Source organism: Pseudomonas sp. GZJR-8 (assembly GCF_002916705.1).
GTDB classification, from domain to species: Bacteria; Pseudomonadota; Gammaproteobacteria; order Pseudomonadales; family Pseudomonadaceae; genus Aquipseudomonas; species Aquipseudomonas synxantha_A.
The window spans coordinates 526,612-543,078 of the sequence record NZ_JXSI01000004.1 but is presented as its reverse complement, the minus strand read 5'-3'; the positions used below and the strand labels follow the sequence as shown (position 1 = coordinate 543,078).

The 16,467-nt window shown below is 61.1% G+C and carries 19 protein-coding genes; 4 read left to right on the top strand and 15 right to left on the bottom strand.

Features of this window, described 5'->3' with window-relative positions; all coding sequences use genetic code 11:
* Positions 1-171: 171 nt before the first annotated feature.
* Positions 172-771 carry a YceI family protein gene (locus TK42_RS11615; protein ID WP_014720298.1) on the bottom strand — a complete coding sequence of 200 codons (600 nt, stop codon included), beginning with the start codon at positions 769-771 and terminating at the stop codon, positions 172-174.
* Between the two features lie 32 nt (positions 772-803).
* A complete protein-coding gene (locus TK42_RS11610) occupies positions 804-1,355 on the bottom strand; it encodes a cytochrome b (RefSeq protein ID WP_032878972.1) in 552 nt (183 codons plus the stop codon).
* A 272-nt stretch (positions 1,356-1,627) separates the two neighbouring features.
* On the opposite strand from TK42_RS11610, the gene TK42_RS11605 reads away from it, so the two are divergent.
* Both TK42_RS11605 and TK42_RS11600 read left to right on the top strand, forming a co-directional pair.
* Positions 1,628-3,034 (top strand): adenosylmethionine--8-amino-7-oxononanoate transaminase, encoded by a 1,407-nt coding sequence (locus tag TK42_RS11605; RefSeq protein WP_103734247.1) that lies wholly within the window; start codon positions 1,628-1,630, stop codon positions 3,032-3,034.
* A gap of 70 nt (positions 3,035-3,104) precedes the next feature.
* A complete protein-coding gene (locus tag TK42_RS11600; RefSeq protein WP_078822545.1) occupies positions 3,105-3,824 on the top strand; it encodes a 16S rRNA (uracil(1498)-N(3))-methyltransferase in 720 nt (239 codons plus the stop codon).
* 9 nt (positions 3,825-3,833) lie between these two features.
* Here TK42_RS11600 and TK42_RS11595 read toward each other — a convergent pair whose 3' ends face one another.
* Genes TK42_RS11595 through TK42_RS11585 form a run of 3 tightly spaced genes read right to left on the bottom strand, consistent with a single transcriptional unit; the run spans position 3,834 to position 6,363 of the window.
* Entirely contained in the window at positions 3,834-4,736 is a 903-nt protein-coding gene (locus TK42_RS11595; protein ID WP_078822546.1) for a transporter substrate-binding domain-containing protein, read from the bottom strand.
* A 24-nt stretch (positions 4,737-4,760) separates the two neighbouring features.
* Positions 4,761-5,111: a RidA family protein gene (locus tag TK42_RS11590; protein ID WP_103734246.1), complete on the bottom strand. Its 351-nt coding sequence runs from the start codon at positions 5,109-5,111 to the stop codon at positions 4,761-4,763.
* A 10-nt stretch (positions 5,112-5,121) separates the two neighbouring features.
* A complete protein-coding gene (locus TK42_RS11585; RefSeq protein WP_103734245.1) occupies positions 5,122-6,363 on the bottom strand; it encodes a D-amino acid dehydrogenase in 1,242 nt (413 codons plus the stop codon).
* Between the two features lie 108 nt (positions 6,364-6,471).
* On the opposite strand from TK42_RS11585, the gene TK42_RS11580 reads away from it, so the two are divergent.
* Positions 6,472-7,374 carry a LysR family transcriptional regulator gene (locus TK42_RS11580; protein WP_032878961.1) on the top strand — a complete coding sequence of 301 codons (903 nt, stop codon included), beginning with the start codon at positions 6,472-6,474 and terminating at the stop codon, positions 7,372-7,374.
* Positions 7,375-7,398: 24 nt separating this feature from the next.
* Here TK42_RS11580 and TK42_RS11575 read toward each other — a convergent pair whose 3' ends face one another.
* Complete coding sequence (locus tag TK42_RS11575) at positions 7,399-8,016, bottom strand: hemolysin III family protein (RefSeq protein ID WP_005792233.1); 618 nt, start codon at positions 8,014-8,016, stop codon at positions 7,399-7,401.
* Between the two features lie 144 nt (positions 8,017-8,160).
* On the opposite strand from TK42_RS11575, the gene TK42_RS11570 reads away from it, so the two are divergent.
* Positions 8,161-9,075, top strand: coding sequence for a LysR substrate-binding domain-containing protein (locus tag TK42_RS11570; protein WP_032878959.1), 915 nt, complete (start codon positions 8,161-8,163; stop codon positions 9,073-9,075).
* 150 nt (positions 9,076-9,225) lie between these two features.
* Here TK42_RS11570 and madM read toward each other — a convergent pair whose 3' ends face one another.
* From madM to mdcA, 9 genes are all read right to left on the bottom strand, one after another.
* Positions 9,226-9,990 carry a malonate transporter subunit MadM gene (gene madM, locus TK42_RS11565; RefSeq protein ID WP_032881185.1) on the bottom strand — a complete coding sequence of 255 codons (765 nt, stop codon included), beginning with the start codon at positions 9,988-9,990 and terminating at the stop codon, positions 9,226-9,228.
* Positions 9,991-9,995: 5 nt separating this feature from the next.
* Positions 9,996-10,388 (bottom strand): malonate transporter subunit MadL, encoded by a 393-nt coding sequence (madL, locus tag TK42_RS11560; RefSeq protein ID WP_103734244.1) that lies wholly within the window; start codon positions 10,386-10,388, stop codon positions 9,996-9,998.
* A 67-nt stretch (positions 10,389-10,455) separates the two neighbouring features.
* Complete coding sequence (mdcH, locus tag TK42_RS11555; protein ID WP_103734243.1) at positions 10,456-11,355, bottom strand: malonate decarboxylase subunit epsilon; 900 nt, start codon at positions 11,353-11,355, stop codon at positions 10,456-10,458.
* Positions 11,352-11,948 (bottom strand): malonate decarboxylase holo-ACP synthase, encoded by a 597-nt coding sequence (locus tag TK42_RS11550; protein ID WP_032878954.1) that lies wholly within the window; start codon positions 11,946-11,948, stop codon positions 11,352-11,354. Before TK42_RS11550 ends, mdcH begins: the two co-directional genes overlap by 4 nt.
* The gene (gene mdcE, locus TK42_RS11545) at positions 11,942-12,712 is read right to left on the bottom strand and encodes a biotin-independent malonate decarboxylase subunit gamma (RefSeq protein ID WP_032878953.1); all 771 of its coding nucleotides are present in this window, start codon (positions 12,710-12,712) and stop codon (positions 11,942-11,944) included. The genes TK42_RS11550 and mdcE overlap by 7 nt, the downstream gene beginning before the upstream one ends.
* Positions 12,709-13,551: a biotin-independent malonate decarboxylase subunit beta gene (locus tag TK42_RS11540; RefSeq protein WP_103734242.1), complete on the bottom strand. Its 843-nt coding sequence runs from the start codon at positions 13,549-13,551 to the stop codon at positions 12,709-12,711. Before TK42_RS11540 ends, mdcE begins: the two co-directional genes overlap by 4 nt.
* Complete coding sequence (locus TK42_RS11535) at positions 13,544-13,843, bottom strand: malonate decarboxylase subunit delta (protein WP_025857695.1); 300 nt, start codon at positions 13,841-13,843, stop codon at positions 13,544-13,546. Before TK42_RS11535 ends, TK42_RS11540 begins: the two co-directional genes overlap by 8 nt.
* Positions 13,843-14,676, bottom strand: a complete 834-nt coding sequence (locus TK42_RS11530) for a triphosphoribosyl-dephospho-CoA synthase (protein WP_103734241.1) — start codon at positions 14,674-14,676, stop codon at positions 13,843-13,845. Before TK42_RS11530 ends, TK42_RS11535 begins: the two co-directional genes overlap by 1 nt.
* On the bottom strand, positions 14,677-16,347 hold the full coding sequence (gene mdcA, locus TK42_RS11525; protein ID WP_103734240.1) for a malonate decarboxylase subunit alpha: 1,671 nt from the start codon (positions 16,345-16,347) through the stop codon (positions 14,677-14,679).
* Positions 16,348-16,467: the final 120 nt, after the last annotated feature.

Genomic DNA, 16,467 nt, shown 5'->3' with positions numbered 1-16,467 from the left:
GGCGTTGACTGTTACAACGCCATCGCGGGCAAGCCCACTCCCACAAGGGAATGCATTTCAATTGTGGGAGCTGGCTTGCCTGCGATGAGGCCCGGCTAGGCAACACGAATCGTCAGCCAAAAAAATGCCCCGCATCTTTCGATGCAGGGCATTTTTTATGTGCGGCGAAAATTACTTCGCTTTCACACCTTCAAACGTGATGTACAGCTGAACGTTGTCAGACTGTGGACCTACATCCATACCGTCTTTGTTGAATTCCTTGCGGCTGATGTTGGTGGTGCCTTCAAAGCCGGCACGGTAGCCGCCCCATGGATCCTTGCCTTCGCCCAGGAACGTGGCTTTGACCAGGATCGGCTTGGTCACACCGTGGAAGGTCAGGTCGCCGGTCACATCAGCAGTCAGCTTGCCATCAGCATTTTTGCCAGTTGGCTTGACGCTGGTGGAGACGAACTTGGCATCAGGGAATTTGCCCGACTCCAGGAAGTCCTTGCTGTTGACGTGCTTGTCGCGCTCGGCGTGGTTGGAGAACACGCTGGCAGTACGCACGTTAACTTCAATCTTGGCGTCTTCCGGCTTGGCGGCGTCAAAGCTGAACTTGCCGTCCAGGTCCTTGAAGGTACCGGTAATGTAGCTGTAGCCCAGGTGGCTGATCTTGAAATCGACGAAGGCGTGCTGGCCTTCCTTGTCGATCACGTAGTCAGCGGCCATCGCCGAACCTGCGGACAGCAGAGCAGAACCGATTGCCAGCGCAGCGAGTGTTTTTTTCAACATGCTTTCTATTCCTTGTGAGTCGAGGTTGAACATCAGGCTTTGCGCCCCAGCATTCGTGTCAGGGTCGCATCACGATCGATAAAGTGGTGTTTCAATGCAGCCACGCCATGCAAACCGGCGAAGACCACCAACACCCAGGCCAGGTACAGATGCACCCAACCGGCTGTGTCTGCCTGGTCCGGTAGACCGGAAACCACGGCAGGAATTTCAAACAGGCCAAACACCGGAATACCGACACCGTCGGCGGTGGAAATCAGGTAACCGGCAATCATCACGGCAAACAGCCCCAGATACAGAAACGCATGGCCAAATGCAGCACCGATCCGCGTCATACGGCTATAGCTGGCCAGCGGCGGTGGCGGCGGGCTGACCAGACGCCAGACGATACGCACCAGCATGATGGCAAACAGCGTGATGCCAATGCTCTTGTGCAAGTCGGGCGCATCTTTGCGCCAGGCGCTGTAGTAGTCGAGGCCGACCATCCACAGGCCCAATGCGAATAAACCAAACACCACCAAGGCGACGCCCCAGTGTAGAACCATGCTGACCCAGCCGTACCGGGCGGGAGAATTGCGTAGCTGCATGTACTTAATCCCGTAAGAACTGTGCCCAAGACTAGCGTTTTACCTATCGAATTAAAGCGGAAAATTTCGCTTTGAAATATCGAGAAATACGATGAAGAGGCTAGGTATCATAAATTAACAAGGGATTAAGACTATTCCCAAGAAACGCGACAGACCGTCCTGCATTTACCGCCAATTGCCCCACAATGGCTTGTGACACGCGCCACCATTGCATAGGCTTGCGCGATTGTTTCGCCTGCGCGCGCCGCAGGATCGCTTCGAGGAGATCACCGATGGGCTTGAACAACCAGTGGATGCAACGCGACCTCGCGGTGCTGTGGCATCCCTGCACCCAGATGAAAGACCACCAGCAACTTCCGCTGGTCCCGATCAAGCGCGGTGAAGGCGTATGGCTGGAAGACTTCGAAGGCAAACGCTACCTCGACGCCGTCAGCTCCTGGTGGGTCAACGTGTTCGGCCACGCCAACCCGCGCATCAACCAGCGCATCAAGGACCAGGTCGATCAGTTGGAGCATGTGATCCTCGCCGGTTTCAGCCACCAGCCAGTGATCGAGTTGTCCGAGCGCCTCGTGCAGATGACGCCTGAAGGCCTGACGCGCTGCTTCTACGCCGATAACGGTTCATCCTGTATCGAAGTCGCATTGAAGATGAGCTTTCACTACTGGCTCAACCGTGGCCTGCCGAACAAGAAGCGCTTCGTCACCCTGACCAACAGCTACCACGGCGAAACCATCGCCGCGATGTCGGTAGGCGACGTGCCGTTGTTTACCGAGACCTACAAGGCGCTGCTGCTCGACACCATCAAAGTGCCAAGCCCCGATTGCTACCTGCGCCCCAACGGCATGAGCTGGGAAGAACACTCGCGCACCATGTTCCTGGCCATGGAACAGACCCTGGCTGACCACCACGATACCGTTGCCGCGGTGATCGTCGAGCCACTGATCCAGGGCGCCGGCGGCATGAGGATGTACCACCCGGTGTACCTCAAGCTGCTGCGCGAAGCCTGCGACCGCTACGGCGTGCACTTGATCCACGACGAAATCGCCGTCGGCTTCGGCCGCACCGGCAGCATGTTCGCCTGTGAACAAGCCGGCATCCGCCCGGACTTCCTGTGCCTGTCCAAGGCCCTCACCGGCGGCTACTTGCCGCTGGCCGCCGTGGTCACCACCGAAGATGTCTACAGTGCCTTCTACGACGACTACCCTACCCTGCGCGCCTTCCTGCACTCCCACAGCTACACCGGCAACCCGCTGGCGTGCGCGGCAGCCTTGGCGACGCTGGATATCTTTGAAGAAGACAACGTCATCGAAAACAACAAGGCCCTGGCCCAGCGCATGGCGACCGCCACCGCGCACCTGGTGGACCATCCTCACGTTTCGGAAGTGCGCCAGACGGGCATGGTGCTGGCGATCGAGATGGTGCAGGACAAAGCCACCAAGGCCGCCTACCCGTGGCAGGAACGCCGTGGCTTGAAGGTATTCGAACACGCACTGGAGCGCGGCGCGCTGTTGCGGCCACTGGGCAGCGTGGTGTATTTCCTGCCGCCCTATGTGATTACACCGGAGCAGATCGACTTCCTGGCCGAAGTGGCCAGCGAGGGGATTGATATCGCCACTAACAGCAACGTCAGTGTGGCGGTACCCAAAGATTTCCATCCAGGCTTTCGTGACCCGGGTTGATACCACCCCCTGTAAGAACCGACTTGCCACAGCAAGCTCGCTCCTGCATACACCTCTTCAGAGAACAGAAATGAGACTGTCCCGCTTTTTCACCGACACCCCGCTGAGCCTCGGCGATCATGAACTTCCTGAAGCCCAGGCGCATTACATCAGCCGTGTGTTGCGCATGGGTGAAGGCGATGCCGTGCAGCTGTTCGACGGCTCTGGCCAGGAGTTCAGTGGCACGCTGCTGGAAGTCGGTAAAAAACGCGTCACCGTGCAACTGACGCAAAGCTTTGCCGGCCAAGATGAATCGCCGCTGCATATCCACCTCGGCCAGGGCCTGTCCCGGGGTGAGCGCATGGATTGGGCGATCCAGAAGGCCACTGAACTGGGCGTCAATGCGATCACACCGATCTTCAGCGAGCGCTGCGAGGTGCGCCTCAAGGACGAACGCGCCGACAAACGCCTGCTGCACTGGCGTCAGGTTGCCGTCAGCGCGTGCGAGCAGTGTGGGCGTTCAACGGTGCCGGTGATTCACGCACCGGTGTTGCTGGCCGACTGGCTGAAGCAAACCGAGGCCGACCTGAAACTGGTGCTGCACCCAGTCGCCGAGCCGATGATCAGTCACGCGAAGCCTTCGAGCCTGGCGTTTCTGATCGGGCCGGAAGGTGGCTTGACCGACGGCGAAGTCGACACCGCCCAAGGCGCTGGCTTCCATGCTGCGCGGTTGGGGCCACGGGTATTACGTACCGAAACCGCGCCCGTGGTGGCGCTGTCGGTCGCCCAGCAACTCTGGGGTGATTTCTAAACGGAGCGATCACTCCACCGGATCACTCACCGGCTTGGCAATGATCGCCTTCAACTCGCTGGTCATTGGGAATTCCAGGTTCAGGCCCTTCGGCGGGATCGGCTGCTCAAACCAGCGCTGGTAAATCCCGTTGATCTCTCCCGAACGGTACAGATCACCCAAAGTCTCGTTGACCACGGCGAGAAACTGCGGGTCGTCTTTGCGCACCATGCAGCTGTAGATCTCCCGCGACTGCTCCTCGCCCACCACCACCCAGTGGTGCGGGTCCCTGGCCTTGGCGCGCTCGCCGTAGAGCAACGCATCATCCATATAGAACGCTACCGCACGGCCGGTCTCGAGCATCTTGAAAGCCTCGCCATGGTCTTTGGCGCTGATCACGAACATATTGGCTTTGTGTTCAGCATTGTAACTTTTGAGGAAGCGTTCATTGGTAGTACCGGCAGTGGTCACCACGTTTTTGCCCTTGAGGTCGGCAAAGCCTTTGATCCCGCTGTCCTTGGCCGTTAGCAACTGCCCCTTCACGTAAATGAACCCGTAGGAAAATGCCACCTGCTTCTGCCGCTCGGCGGTCACGCCGGTGGAGCCGCACTCCAGGTCGACGGTGCCGTTCTGCACCAGCGGAATACGGGTTTGAGAAGTCACCAGGTTGTATTTCACCTTGAGCTCACTCACCCCGATTTTCTGCTGGATGCGCTCGACAATCTTGCTCGCCAGGTCCACCGAGTAGCCCATCGGCTTGCCACTGTTATCCCCAATGTAGGAAAACGGCACCGACGCATCGCGATACCCCAGGGTGATGGCCTTGGCGCTGGCGATCTTGCTCAAGGTGCCCTCCAGAGGCGCTTCGGTCGCATGGGCGTTTGCGCTCAAAAATAGTCCAAGAGCGCAGCCGGTCAACAGGATTTTTTTCATTGTTATTCTCCGTTGGTAGATCGGTTATTTACGTACTGCAATCACGCTGATTTCCACCAGTACACTCGGTCGCGCCAGCTCTGCTTGCAGGGTGGTACGGGTGGGCGCCATGCCTGGCGAAAGCCATGCAGACCAGGCTTCATTCATCGGCTTAAAACCGGTACTGATGTCCTTCAGGTAAATCGTCGCGTTGAGCAGGTGATCCTTGTCACTGCCCGCCTCGGCCAACAGCGCGTCGATCCTGGCCAACACTTCTCGGGTTTGGCTGCCTACGTCCTGGCCATCGCCCGGTACCTGGCCCGAGAGAAACACCAAATCCTTGAAGGTCACGGCAGCGCTAAGACGCTCGTTGCTGTTGATTCGGGTGATAGTCATGGCTGCATCCTCAAGCGGCGCGGGGCGCCAGGCCCTGCATATCAATGGAAGGAACATGCTGGCTGATCAACTCAGCCAATAGCTGGCCACTGCCACAGGCCAGGGTAAAACCAAGCGCGCCATGCCCCAGGTTCAGCCACAAGTTGCGGTAGGCGCTGGCACCGATCAATGGCACGCCCGTCGGTGTTGCCGGGCGCATACCGGCCCACTCGACCGCGTGGGCGTAGTCACCGGCCAAGGGAAACGTCTCCAGCGCCTGGCGCTTTATCAAGGCCAGGCGCTTGGGCTCAAGACGAGCATCAAAGCCGACAATATCCACCATGGCCGCGATCCGCAGTTGCTCACCAATGCGCGCGTAGACGATCTTGCGGTCATAGTCGGTGATGCTCACGTTCGGCGCCTTGTGCTGCGCGCCGATCGGCACGCTCAGGCTGTAGCCCTTGAGCGGGTACAGCGGCAGCGACAAGCGCGGCAACGCCAACTCGGCGCTGCGATGCCCGGCAGCCAGCACCAACTGTTCGACCGGCATCACGTCATGGCCCATTTCGATGGCCTGCACCGCACCGTCGGCGTGACGAATCCCGGTAACCTTGCGACCCAGCAAAAATGTACAGCGCCCTGAAGCCTTTAACCGAGCTGCCAGCCGTTGGCAAAAAGCATGACAGTCCGCCACTTCCTCATTCGGGGTATAGATGCCGCCGACAAACCCACCTGCCGCCAACGCCGGTTCCAGGTGCGTACAATCCACTGCAGACAGCACCTGCTGCTGCAGGACGTCGGTGACCTTGCTGCGTGCACGCTCAAACGTCTCGGCATTGCGAAAGGTCACCAGCTTGCCGTTGCGCCGCCAGTCGAAGCCGTCCAGGCGATCATCGACACGCCATTGCTGCAAGGTGTCTTGGCTCAGGCTCGCCAGCCGCAGCAAGTGGGCAGCGTTGCGCTTGTTCACCGATCCCCGGCAGGCACCGATGAACGCTGCCATCCAGCGCCATTGCTGGAGGTCAAGCCGTGGGCGCAGCTTCAGCGGCGAGTCGCCGCGCAACAGCCACCCAATCGCCTGCAGCGGCACGCCCGCGTCGGCCAATGGCGCAACATAGCGATAGGACAGCTGCCCACCGTTGGCGAAACTGGTTTCGCTGCCCAAGGTATCGCGGGCGTCGATCACCGTTACCTCATGGCCAGCCCGTACCAAAGCATAAGCACTGGCCAAGCCGATAACCCCACCACCGATGATGCAAACCTGCCTGGCCATCCCAGCCCCCGACCGTTGATTAACTGAAGACCAAGCGTAGGCGCAGGTGACAGGCCACCGACAATGAATAAAGATGGGTCACCTATAAACAAAGGTTATGGACTTGCCATGCGCTTGCGTCATATCGAAATCTTCCAGGCCATTCGCCAGACTGGCTCGATCAGTGCTGCCGCGCAGTTGCTGCACGTCTCGCAACCAGCGGTGACCAAAGTGTTGCAGCACGCCGAATTGCAGCTGGGCTTTGCGCTGTTTCTGCGGGTGCGCGGCAAATTGCAGCCCACGCCGGAAGCCCTGGCACTGGAAAGCGAAGTCGAGAAAGTCACCGAGAGCTTGCAAGGTGTAAGGCGTCTAGCCAAGAGCCTGCGCCGCGCCCCAGGGCAAAGCGTGCGCATTGGTGCGATTCCGGCGTTGGCCTTGTCGCTGCTGCCTCCGGCGATTCTGGAATGGAAGCGCGAATACCCCGACATGGCTTGCGAGCTGTCCAGCGACCATAGCCGTGAGCTGGTCCAGAAGCTGCTGATGCGCGAAATCGACCTGGCGCTGACCCTCAACTTTTCCGGCCATCCTGGGTTGACCACCCAGGTGCTGGCCAATGGCGTGCTGGTTGCATTGGCGTCCAAGGGCTATTGGTCGGCGGCTGAAATCAACCAGCCATTGCCGCTGAGCGAACTGGCGGGCGCGCCATTGATCGGGCTTTCCAGTGCTGATCCGCTGGCGACCAAGCTGGACAGCTACCTGGAGAACGTCGATCCACCGCCACGCGTGACCATCTCGGTACAAACCTATTCCCTGGCCCGGGCGATGGTGGAGTCCGGCGCCGGTTTGACGGTCATTGACCCCTTTACCGCCCTCGGCGCATCGACGGCAACCACCTGCATCCGCACCCTCACGCCACCCCTGCCGATCACCCTCTACGCCCTGACCCGTGGCGATGAACCACCGCCGCATATGCTCGCCAAGCTGCTGCAGATCTTCGGCATTCGTGCCTGTGAGCTACTGGCACGTCTCTAATACCACCGAAGCCCCCTCCCACATTCAGAGCACGTAATGCATGATCGCCACAAAATGCAGGAGGCTGCCGCCAATCACAAACAAATGCCAGATCCCATGGGAATGGCGCAGGCGATCTTCCAGGGCAAAAAAGATGATGCCCACGGTGTACAACACGCCGCCCGACGCCAACCAGATAAACCCTGCCGTGCCCAGCGCCGCTATCAGCGGCTTGACTGCCACGAGTACGATCCAGCCCATCACCGCGTAGATCACGATGGACAGAATCCGCGCCTCCGAGCGCGGCTTGATCTCTTGCAGGATGCCGATCACCGCCAGCCCCCACACAATCCCGAACAGCGTCCAGCCCCAGGGCCCGCGCAGAGTCACCAGGCAGAACGGTGTGTAGCTGCCGGCGATCAACAGGTAGATCGAAAAGTGATCGACCTTTTGCATGATCTCTTTTCGCCGCCCCCGCACGCTGTGGTAGACGGTCGACGCGCTGTACAGCACCATCAGGGTAAAGCCATAAATCGCCACGCTGACGATCTTCCAGGGGCTGCCGTCCAGGCTCGCCACCACCAACATCCACACGGCGCCAATACACGCCGCGACTGCACCGAGCAAATGGCTCCAGGCGTTGAACCGTTCCCCGTGATACATCTATCGTTAACCTCCCCTCATCGTTGACGACTGGCGGCAAGCCTCCAGCCTTGCGCATAAGAGTGCAAGCAGCGTGTGACGTTCCAGCGACGAGGGCTGCGTTTGCAGGCACAATCGAGCGCAATCGAACAAGAGCCCACGGCCATGCTGATCGACGAAGAGTTCACCCTCAAGAAGCTGGAAATCTTCCTGGCGTTCATGCGCACCGGCAACCTGGCCCGCGCCGCCGCCGAACTGCAAACCAGCAACGTCAGCGTGCACCGCGCCATCCACTCCCTGGAAAGTGCCTTGCGCTGCCCGCTGTTCAAGCATGAAGGGCGCAACCTCACCCCGCTGGAAAGCGCCTACGTGCTCGAAGAGCGTGCGCAAAAGCTGATAGCCGATGTGGTCGAGGGAGTGCGCCTGACCCGCGAAGCCGCCGGCTTCTGCGCCGAACGCTTCAAGCTCGGCTCGCTGTACTCGCTGACGGTCAAGACCGTGCCGCAACTGATCATGGGCCTGAAGATCCGCCGCAGCGAACTCAATATCGACCTGATCCTGGGCTCCAATTTCGACCTGTTCTACAAGCTCAAGAACATGGAGGTGGATGCGATCCTCATCTCTCTGGACGATCACGCCACCGATCCGGACTGTGAGCAGATCGCGCTGTTCAGCGATGACATCTTCCTTGCCACACCGGCCGATTCCCCCCTGGACCGTCATCAGGAAATCGACCTGGCCGACGTGCGTGACGCCACCTTTATCACCCTCACCCAGGGCTTCGCCACGCACCAGGACGGCAACCGGGTGTTCAAGCAGGCGGGGTTCGAACCGAAGGTGGCGATGCAGGTGAACGATATATTTACCTTGCTGAGCATGGTCAGCTCGGGGGTGGGTTATGCGCTGCTGCCTGGGCGGATTGCGGCGGTGTATGAGAACCGCGTGAAGCTGATACCGCTGCAACCCAGGTATCGGTTGCAGCAGCAGATCGGCGTGGTGTTCTTGAAGGCCAAGGAGCGTGACCCGAACCTGCTGGCGTTGTTGGCGGAGTGTCGGATGTATGCCAATCGCCAGGCTTGAGAATGCCATCGGGGGCAAGTCGAATCGTCGCATCGCCCCTCCCACACTTGACCGCATTCCAACCTGAGAATGCGGTCAAAATGTGGGAGGGGCGGTGCGACGATTCGACTTGCCCCCGATTGCGCCAGACCAGACAGCGAAAATCCCCAGTCAGCCCACCAACCCCCTCATCACCAAAAACAACAACGACGGCCCCAACAAACACCCCAGCGCTGTATAGAACGCCGCGGTCAAACACCCATAAGGCACCAACTTCGGATCAGTCGCCGCCAACCCGCCCGCCACGCCGCTGGAAGTGCCCATCAAGCCACCGAAGATCACCGCACTACGTGGATTGTTCAGCCCGATCAGCGGGGCCACGAACGGTGTCATTACCATCACCAAAATAGCCTTGATCAACCCTGCGGCAATCGACAGCGCCATCACCTCGGAACTGGCCCCAATCGCCGCCCCGGTAACCGGGCCAACGATATAGGTCACGGCACCGGCGCCGATGGTGGTGAGGCTCACCGCATCGGTATAACCAAACGCCATTGCCACCCCTACCCCGGCAACAAACGACGAGCCCACACCGACAAACAGAGCCAGCACGCCGACGTATCCGGCGCGCTTCAACTCATCGACACTCACGCCAAACGCCGTGGCTACAATAGCGAAGTCCCGCAGCATCGCGCCGCCCAACAGGCCAATGCCTGACAACAGTGGAATATCCACCACGCCCTTGGAGCCGCCAGTAAAAGCGCCTCCCACATACGACAACACCAGGCCCAACAGAATGGCAATGGCCGAGCCATGCAGGCGGCCTTTGGTAAAAGTGTCAGAGATCCAGTAGGAAACCCACATGGTCAGGCCGATCACGGCAAAACCACTGATCAATCCGTACCCGGTGATCACTTTCATCATCGATTCGTACATGGCGATCACCCGGCGTCTTTGGTCGGAACAGCTGCAACCGGCTCGCGGTTACCGATACGCACCAGCACCGGTACCAGGGCAAAGCCGAGCACCACGGCGAGGGTCCCGGCCAGAATCGCCATGGGCCCACCACTGATGGCGCCATACACGTTTTGCTGGGCGGCCATCGCCACCACAATCGGGATATAAATCGCAGCCCAGAAGCTCACGCCCTGCTCCGACTTGCCGGTAAACAAGCCACGCTTGCCGAGGTAACTGCCCAGGCCAATCAGCAGCAACATGGCGATACCCACCCCGCCGACGTTAGCCGGGATACCCATCCATTTGCCCAGCAGTTCACCGACAAACAGGCCGGCCAACGTGCACAGCGCCAGAAACGCCACACCGTAGATAATCATGATTGTTGTCCTCAAAGTGCTCGTTCGAAATTGTTGTTGTTGTGCTTCGAAAGCCTTGGGTGTTGCTTTATCGGTGGCGGCGCTCCTCCTCTTGCAGCAGGGCCTGCAAGGTGTCCAGGCGTGCGCCTTCGCAGGCGATCACCGTGCCTTGTTCGAACACGCGGCGTGACAGACCAGTGAGCACCGCGCACGGGGGCAGTTCGATTTGCAGGCGTACGCCACGCTCGTAGGCGCCTTGCACGGTGCCGCGCCAGTCGACGACGCGGCACATGTTGAAGGCCAGGTCATCGCGCAGTTGCTCAGGGTTGTGGATAGGTCGCGCGCGGGTGCTGCTCAGGTAGGTGATGCGCGGCGCCTTGAGTGGGACGAACGCTTGGGCAAGCACCTTGGCCGGCGCTTCCAGCAGCGCACAGTGGGACGGCACGCTCACTGCCAGACGCTTGGCGACGCCGTTGCCTTTGATGCGCTCGGCGACACGCTGCATCGCTTCATTGCTGCCGGCGATCACGGTCTGGTTGTCGGCGTTGATATTGGCCAGATACACCGGAGTTGCGGCGCTGTGGATATCTGCCAGCAAGGCTTCAACCGTGGATAAATCGGGGCCGATCAGGGCGGTCATGCCGTAGCCTTGTGGATAAGCCTGTTGCATCAGCTCGCCACGCAGGCTGACCAGTTTCAGCGCATCGGCGAAGTCCAGGGCGCCGGCGATGACGGCGGCCGGGTAGGCGCCGATCGACAGGCCCGCCACGTAGTCAGGCGTATGGTGCAACTGCTGGGCATGGGCAACGCCGACGATCAGCAGGCACAGTTGCACCGCACGCGTGCTCGCCAAGGCTTGCGCCGAATCGAGCCGACGAACATCTTCACCCAAGGCATCACTGGCTTCTTCCAGAACCTGGGCCGATAGCGCCTGGAGCATGCCCACGCGCTGGGCGCCCTGCCCCGGAAACACCAACAAGCTGCTCATGCCACGGCCTGCCAGGGGTCAAGTACAAGGTGCGCGCCGCCAGTGGTTTTGAGCAGTACGCGGCGTGAGCCTGTGGCCCATTCGCGCAAGGCAACAGCGCCAAACGGGGTTTGCAGTTGCAGGTCCACGGCGCACGGTGCGGTGTCGAATTTCGCCAGCAATGCACGCGCCGCGTTGCGATCAAGCGGTTCGGGAGTGCGCAGGATCAAATCCAGATCACTCATGGCATGCAACGCTTCGACGCCGCTCGCCAATTCAAATCCGGCGCTGCCGCTGACGCCCCAGTGATACTGCGCCAACACTGGCCGCAGTTGATCGAGCGCCCGCAGCGCCGGTAAATCCCGTGGCGAGATCACCTGGCGCAAGTCTTCGGGCGCCACGCGCCGTTGCACCGCAGCAACAGGCATCACCGCCCCATAACGCTGCTCACGCAGACGCCCACGTACGCCAACCGCCACTTGACCTGCTTCGGTAATGGCGCGCCGCACCACTACTGGATGGCCGGCGCTCAGCGCGTCCCGCGCCCAGGCCGGAGCATCCGCAGGCAGGTGCGCCGGGGTCATGCCCCAGAGCAAGTCATGGGCGTTCACCATTGTTCCCGCAGCAGTTGGCGTACATGGCTTGAGGCGGTGCGATTAGTCGCACCGAGACGTCCTTTTAAATCGGGTTGCACGACATCTTTGATCGCCTGCACCAGGCAATCGCTGACCCGCGCCACATCGTCCGTTGTCGGCTGTTCAATCTGGCTCACCGACAAGGTCTCCCAGAGCAAACCCAGGCTGGCATAACTGTCGATGTCATAGGCCATCGGCGGCACACTGGCGGCCAGGGCTTCCAATTCTTCGACGCTACGCAGGGTCACCCGCGCAGCCGAAGCCTTGCCCATGGCATGCACCATCACCCCAGGGTCGCGCAGGGCGATCAAGCGATTGGCCTGGTAACCGTGGGCCAGGAATGCGCCAGACATGGCCTTGCCCACCAGCAGTGCAATCACCGGGTGGCCGGCCAGGCGTGCGCGAGCGTAGCTGTCGGCAGCGGCGGCCAGGGCCTGGTGAATGCCGAGGGCTTCTTCACGACGGCCATAGGCTTGGCTGGGCACATCGACGATGGCGATCAGCGGGCGTTTGTCACCCCTTTCGATGGCTTCATCGACGGCCTTGGCTAGCCCCCAACCTTCCAGCAACCCGACTTCGCCATTGCGCGCACGCGGGAAGCGGTTATTCGGGTCGGTGACCACGGCGATAAAGCGCACCGCCTGTTCACCCAATACGCCGTCTGCGACTTTCAATGAGTCCGGCAAGCCCTCTACGGGTGCTGCGCCAGCGCTCAATGCATTGAACCACTGTAACCCTCTCATGGGCGTTCTCCCTGATACAGAGCGCGAACCGTCGCGGGCTCGATTTGCGCCGCTGTGTCGAGTTCGGCCAGCCGCGCCAGGTAGAAGTCAGCGCGCCGGCTGCGGGGTTGTTCGGGCGCCCCGTGTTGCAACAGCGCGCTCACGGTCTGCTGGATCTGCACCACATCGTCCGCCACGTAACGGTCGGCCAAGCCACTGTTAAAACGTTGTTCGCCGCCCGTAAGGCTCCAGATGAAAGGCCGGTCGCGGGAGTCGTATTCTTCCAGGCCGGCCTCCTGCTCGATCACTTGCGGGCCATTCAAACCCAGGCGCGCTTCGCGGGTGACCACCAGGTAACTGCACAGTCCGGCAGCGATGGACATACCGCCAAAACAACCGACACTGCCCGCCACCACACCGACCACCGGCTGGTACTGGCGCAGGTCGACAATCGCAGCATGGATATCAGCAATCGCGGCCAGCCCCAGATTGGCTTCCTGCAAGCGCACCCCACCGGTCTCCAGCAGCAGCACGGCGCGGGTCGGTATGGCGTTGCGGTTGTCTTCGGCGGCCAGTTCCAGTGCCCCCGCGATTTTTGCGCCACCGACTTCACCGAGGCTGCCGCCTTGGAAATTGCCCTCGATAGCGGCGACCACCACCGGCAAACCGCCGATGCTGCCCTTGGCAATCACCACACCGTCATCCGCCTGGGGCACTACGCCCTGGCGGCTGAGCCACGGCGACATGACCCGTTGGAACGGGTCGATCAGTTCACGATAAGTGCCAGCATCCAACAACGCCTTGGCGCGCTGCCGCGCACCGAGTTCGACGAAGCTGTGTTTGTTGAGCAAATCAGTCATGGCCGACCTCCTCGAAACCTTGCTCCAGGCGCAAACGCACCACGCCGGGGGTGGCGCCGAAATCGTGGATATCGATGTTCAAGGCAGGTGGCGTCTGCTCCTGGAAGATGCGTTCGAACAGGTGCTGCCAACGTTGCTCGGCGCCGTTGACCGAGGTCTGCACTTGGATGGTCAGCGTGCCGGGAGTGCCCGGCTCCAGCAGCACTTCGAGGTCGCCCGAACCGACGCAACCCACCAGCGCGCGGCCTTTTGGCGGCTGGCCCGCGGGGAATTCAAAGGATAAGGTTTCCATCACAACGCTCCGTCGAGGCGGTCGATAAACAGGCAGGCGGCGAGCAAGTCGGCAGCGCCGCCAGGGGAGGCATTCAGGGCCAGGAGTTGCTGGTCCAGTGCGTGCAGTTGGCGACGGCCCGCGAGGGTTGCGCTACCGCCAGCGTCGAGCACGGCCTGGGCGCCTTGCTGCATGGCTTGGAGGCCTTCAGTGCCGGCGCGGTAGAGCACGCAGGTGTCGGCCAGCTCGGTCATGATCGCGAGCAAGGCATCCAGGCGGGCATTCTGCTCACCGGCGTTTTGCCCGCGGCTTTTATGCAGTTGCGGCAGGCCGCGTTGCATCACAGCGGGGAAGCCCAGTTGCGCTTCTTCACGGGCACCGCGTGCGCCGTAGCGCTGGGCGACCTGTGCGCCGTGGCTCAGCGGTTGCGGCGCGAAGCGGTCTTCGAGCAGAGCTAGTTTGGCCGCGGTCAGGGTTACGGCGCGTGGTTGCAGGGCCGCTGCTGCGGTGAGCAAACCAAGAGCCCAGATTGCGCCGCGATGGGTATTTACGCCGTTGGTAGTGATGAGCATCGCTTGCTCGCCTTCGCGGCCAAGACGGCCGAGTGCTTCACGCAAGGGCACACCGACTTCACCGAATTCAAGGGCAGCCTCGGCCATTTCCTTGAACATCGGCCACAGCGACAGCGCCGAGGCGTGCATCAGGCCCAGGTGCAAATCACTGTGGGCGCCGTTGCCGCGCCGGTCTACCAAGGCGGGTTTAGGCGACAAATCCGCTTCATCGATCAGCGCGTCGACGGCCATATCCGCCAGGCGATCAGCCAGGCTCAGTTCATGCTGTTTGAGAGCGTGCATTTACCAGCTCCTGAATTTGGCAGGCGGGTTGTACAAGCCGCCGGACCATTCCACCAGGTCGGCTACGCTCTTGGCAGCCAGCAACTCGCGGGTGGCGTCGGTGCGGCGGATACCCAAGTCTTCGGGCAAGGCGATCAAGCCTTCGCGACGCATACGGGCGGTGTCCTTGGGGTTATGGCGCATACCGATTGCCGTCACCCCGGCGACGGCAGCGATCATTGCCTGGCGCTCTTCCAGGGAGCGCGCCTTGTAGAGGTAGGCGATGCCTTCTTCGGTGAGCAAGTGGGTAACGTCGTCGCCGTAGATCATGATCGGCGCCAGCGGCATGCCGCTTTTACGTGCCACTTCCACCGCGTCGAGGGTGTCGACAAAGGTCGGTTTGCCGCCCTCCTGGAAGGTCTCGACCATTTGCACCACAAGTTTTTTGCCGCGCTCAAGCAAGGCCTCGGGCGCATCGTCATGGCGCATATCCAGCCAGGCCGGTGTGCCGTGCCGACGACCACGTGGGTCGTGGCCCATGTTCGGCGCACCACCGAAACCGGCAAGGCGGCCACGGGTCACGGTGCTGGAATGCCCATCGCCATCCACTTGCAGGGTGGCGCCGATAAACAGGTCCACCGCGTACTGGCCGGCCAGTTGGCAGAACATGCGATTGGAGCGCATCGAGCCGTCGCGGCCGGTGAAGAACACATCCGGGCGGGCGGCGATGTAGTTTTCCATGCCCAGCTCGGTGCCGAAGCAATGCACGCTCTCGACCCAACCGCTTTCAATCGCCGGGATCAACGTGGGGTGTGGGTTGAGGGTCCAGTTGCGGCAGATCTTGCCCTTGAGCCCCAGGGATTCGCCGTAGGTGGGGAGGATCAATTCGATGGCGGCGGTGTTGAAGCCGATGCCATGGTTGAGCGACTGCACATTGTGTTTTTCGTAGATGCCACGGATCGCCATCATCGCCATCAGCACATGCACCGGCTTGATATGGCGCGGGTCGCGGGTGAACAGCGGTTCGATGTAGAAAGGCTTGTCGGCCACCACCACGAAATCCACCCAGCTTGCGGGGATGTCCACACGGGGCAAGTCGGTGACGTCGTCCACCAACTGGTTGACCTGCACAATGACGATGCCATCGCTGAACGCGGCGGGTTCGATCAGCGCCGGGGTGTCTTCGGTGCTGGCGCCGGTGTAGATATTGCCGGCACGGTCGGCCATGAAGCCGGCCGAGAGCACCACGTTGGGGATCAGGTCCACCACCAGGCGCGCATAGAGTTCGATGTAGGTATGGATCGCGCCGATTTCCAGCAGCCCGTCTTCCAGCAACTGGCTGATGCGCAGGGATTGAGTGCCGGCGAAGGAAAAGTCGAGCTTGCGGGCGATGCCCTTTTCAAACAGGTCCAGGTGCTCGGCGCGCCCGACACTGGGCATGATCATGTGCAAATCGTGGAGCTTGGCCGGGTTGGCCTTGGCCAGGGAGCGCGAGAGGAAGTCGGCCTGCTTCTGGTTGTTGCCTTCCAGTACCACGCGGTCGCCGGGGAGGATCAGCGCTTCAAGCGCCTCGACGATCTTGTCACTGGGCAGCACCGCCCCGTCTGCATACTGTTTGACCAGCCCGAGCCGCCGCTGCTTCTCGTCGCGCCGCCGCGTCCAGCGCGAGTCGGGGGTGATGGTTGTTGTCATGGTCGCTCCACGGGGTTTGCTGTCGTGGGGCTGTACCTTAGGAGTGAATTTAGGTGCTATCAATCAAGCTCAGCGGCAGACCGTTACGCCTGGAGTAACAAAGCTCAAAATGTGGGAGGG

Bases quoted from the DNA above. Each gene is read 5' to 3' on its own strand.
- TK42_RS11605 (WP_103734247.1), top strand. From the start codon at position 1,628: ATGGGCTTGAACAACCAGTGGATGCAACGCGACCTCGCGGTGCTGTGG.
- TK42_RS11530 (WP_103734241.1), bottom strand. From the start codon at position 14,676: ATGCACGCTCTCAAACAGCATGAACTGAGCCTGGCTGATCGCCTGGCG.
- TK42_RS11580 (WP_032878961.1), top strand. From the start codon at position 6,472: ATGCGCTTGCGTCATATCGAAATCTTCCAGGCCATTCGCCAGACTGGC.
- TK42_RS11590 (WP_103734246.1), bottom strand. From the start codon at position 5,111: ATGACTATCACCCGAATCAACAGCAACGAGCGTCTTAGCGCTGCCGTG.
- TK42_RS11615 (WP_014720298.1), bottom strand. From the start codon at position 771: ATGTTGAAAAAAACACTCGCTGCGCTGGCAATCGGTTCTGCTCTGCTG.
- mdcE (WP_032878953.1), bottom strand. From the start codon at position 12,712: ATGAGAGGGTTACAGTGGTTCAATGCATTGAGCGCTGGCGCAGCACCC.
- madM (WP_032881185.1), bottom strand. From the start codon at position 9,990: ATGTACGAATCGATGATGAAAGTGATCACCGGGTACGGATTGATCAGT.
- TK42_RS11540 (WP_103734242.1), bottom strand. From the start codon at position 13,551: ATGACTGATTTGCTCAACAAACACAGCTTCGTCGAACTCGGTGCGCGG.
- mdcA (WP_103734240.1), bottom strand. From the start codon at position 16,347: ATGACAACAACCATCACCCCCGACTCGCGCTGGACGCGGCGGCGCGAC.
- TK42_RS11575 (WP_005792233.1), bottom strand. From the start codon at position 8,016: ATGTATCACGGGGAACGGTTCAACGCCTGGAGCCATTTGCTCGGTGCA.
- TK42_RS11600 (WP_078822545.1), top strand. From the start codon at position 3,105: ATGAGACTGTCCCGCTTTTTCACCGACACCCCGCTGAGCCTCGGCGAT.
- TK42_RS11535 (WP_025857695.1), bottom strand. From the start codon at position 13,843: ATGGAAACCTTATCCTTTGAATTCCCCGCGGGCCAGCCGCCAAAAGGC.
- TK42_RS11595 (WP_078822546.1), bottom strand. From the start codon at position 4,736: ATGAAAAAAATCCTGTTGACCGGCTGCGCTCTTGGACTATTTTTGAGC.
- madL (WP_103734244.1), bottom strand. From the start codon at position 10,388: ATGATTATCTACGGTGTGGCGTTTCTGGCGCTGTGCACGTTGGCCGGC.
- TK42_RS11610 (WP_032878972.1), bottom strand. From the start codon at position 1,355: ATGCAGCTACGCAATTCTCCCGCCCGGTACGGCTGGGTCAGCATGGTT.
- TK42_RS11585 (WP_103734245.1), bottom strand. From the start codon at position 6,363: ATGGCCAGGCAGGTTTGCATCATCGGTGGTGGGGTTATCGGCTTGGCC.
- TK42_RS11570 (WP_032878959.1), top strand. From the start codon at position 8,161: ATGCTGATCGACGAAGAGTTCACCCTCAAGAAGCTGGAAATCTTCCTG.
- TK42_RS11550 (WP_032878954.1), bottom strand. From the start codon at position 11,948: ATGGTGAACGCCCATGACTTGCTCTGGGGCATGACCCCGGCGCACCTG.
- mdcH (WP_103734243.1), bottom strand. From the start codon at position 11,355: ATGAGCAGCTTGTTGGTGTTTCCGGGGCAGGGCGCCCAGCGCGTGGGC.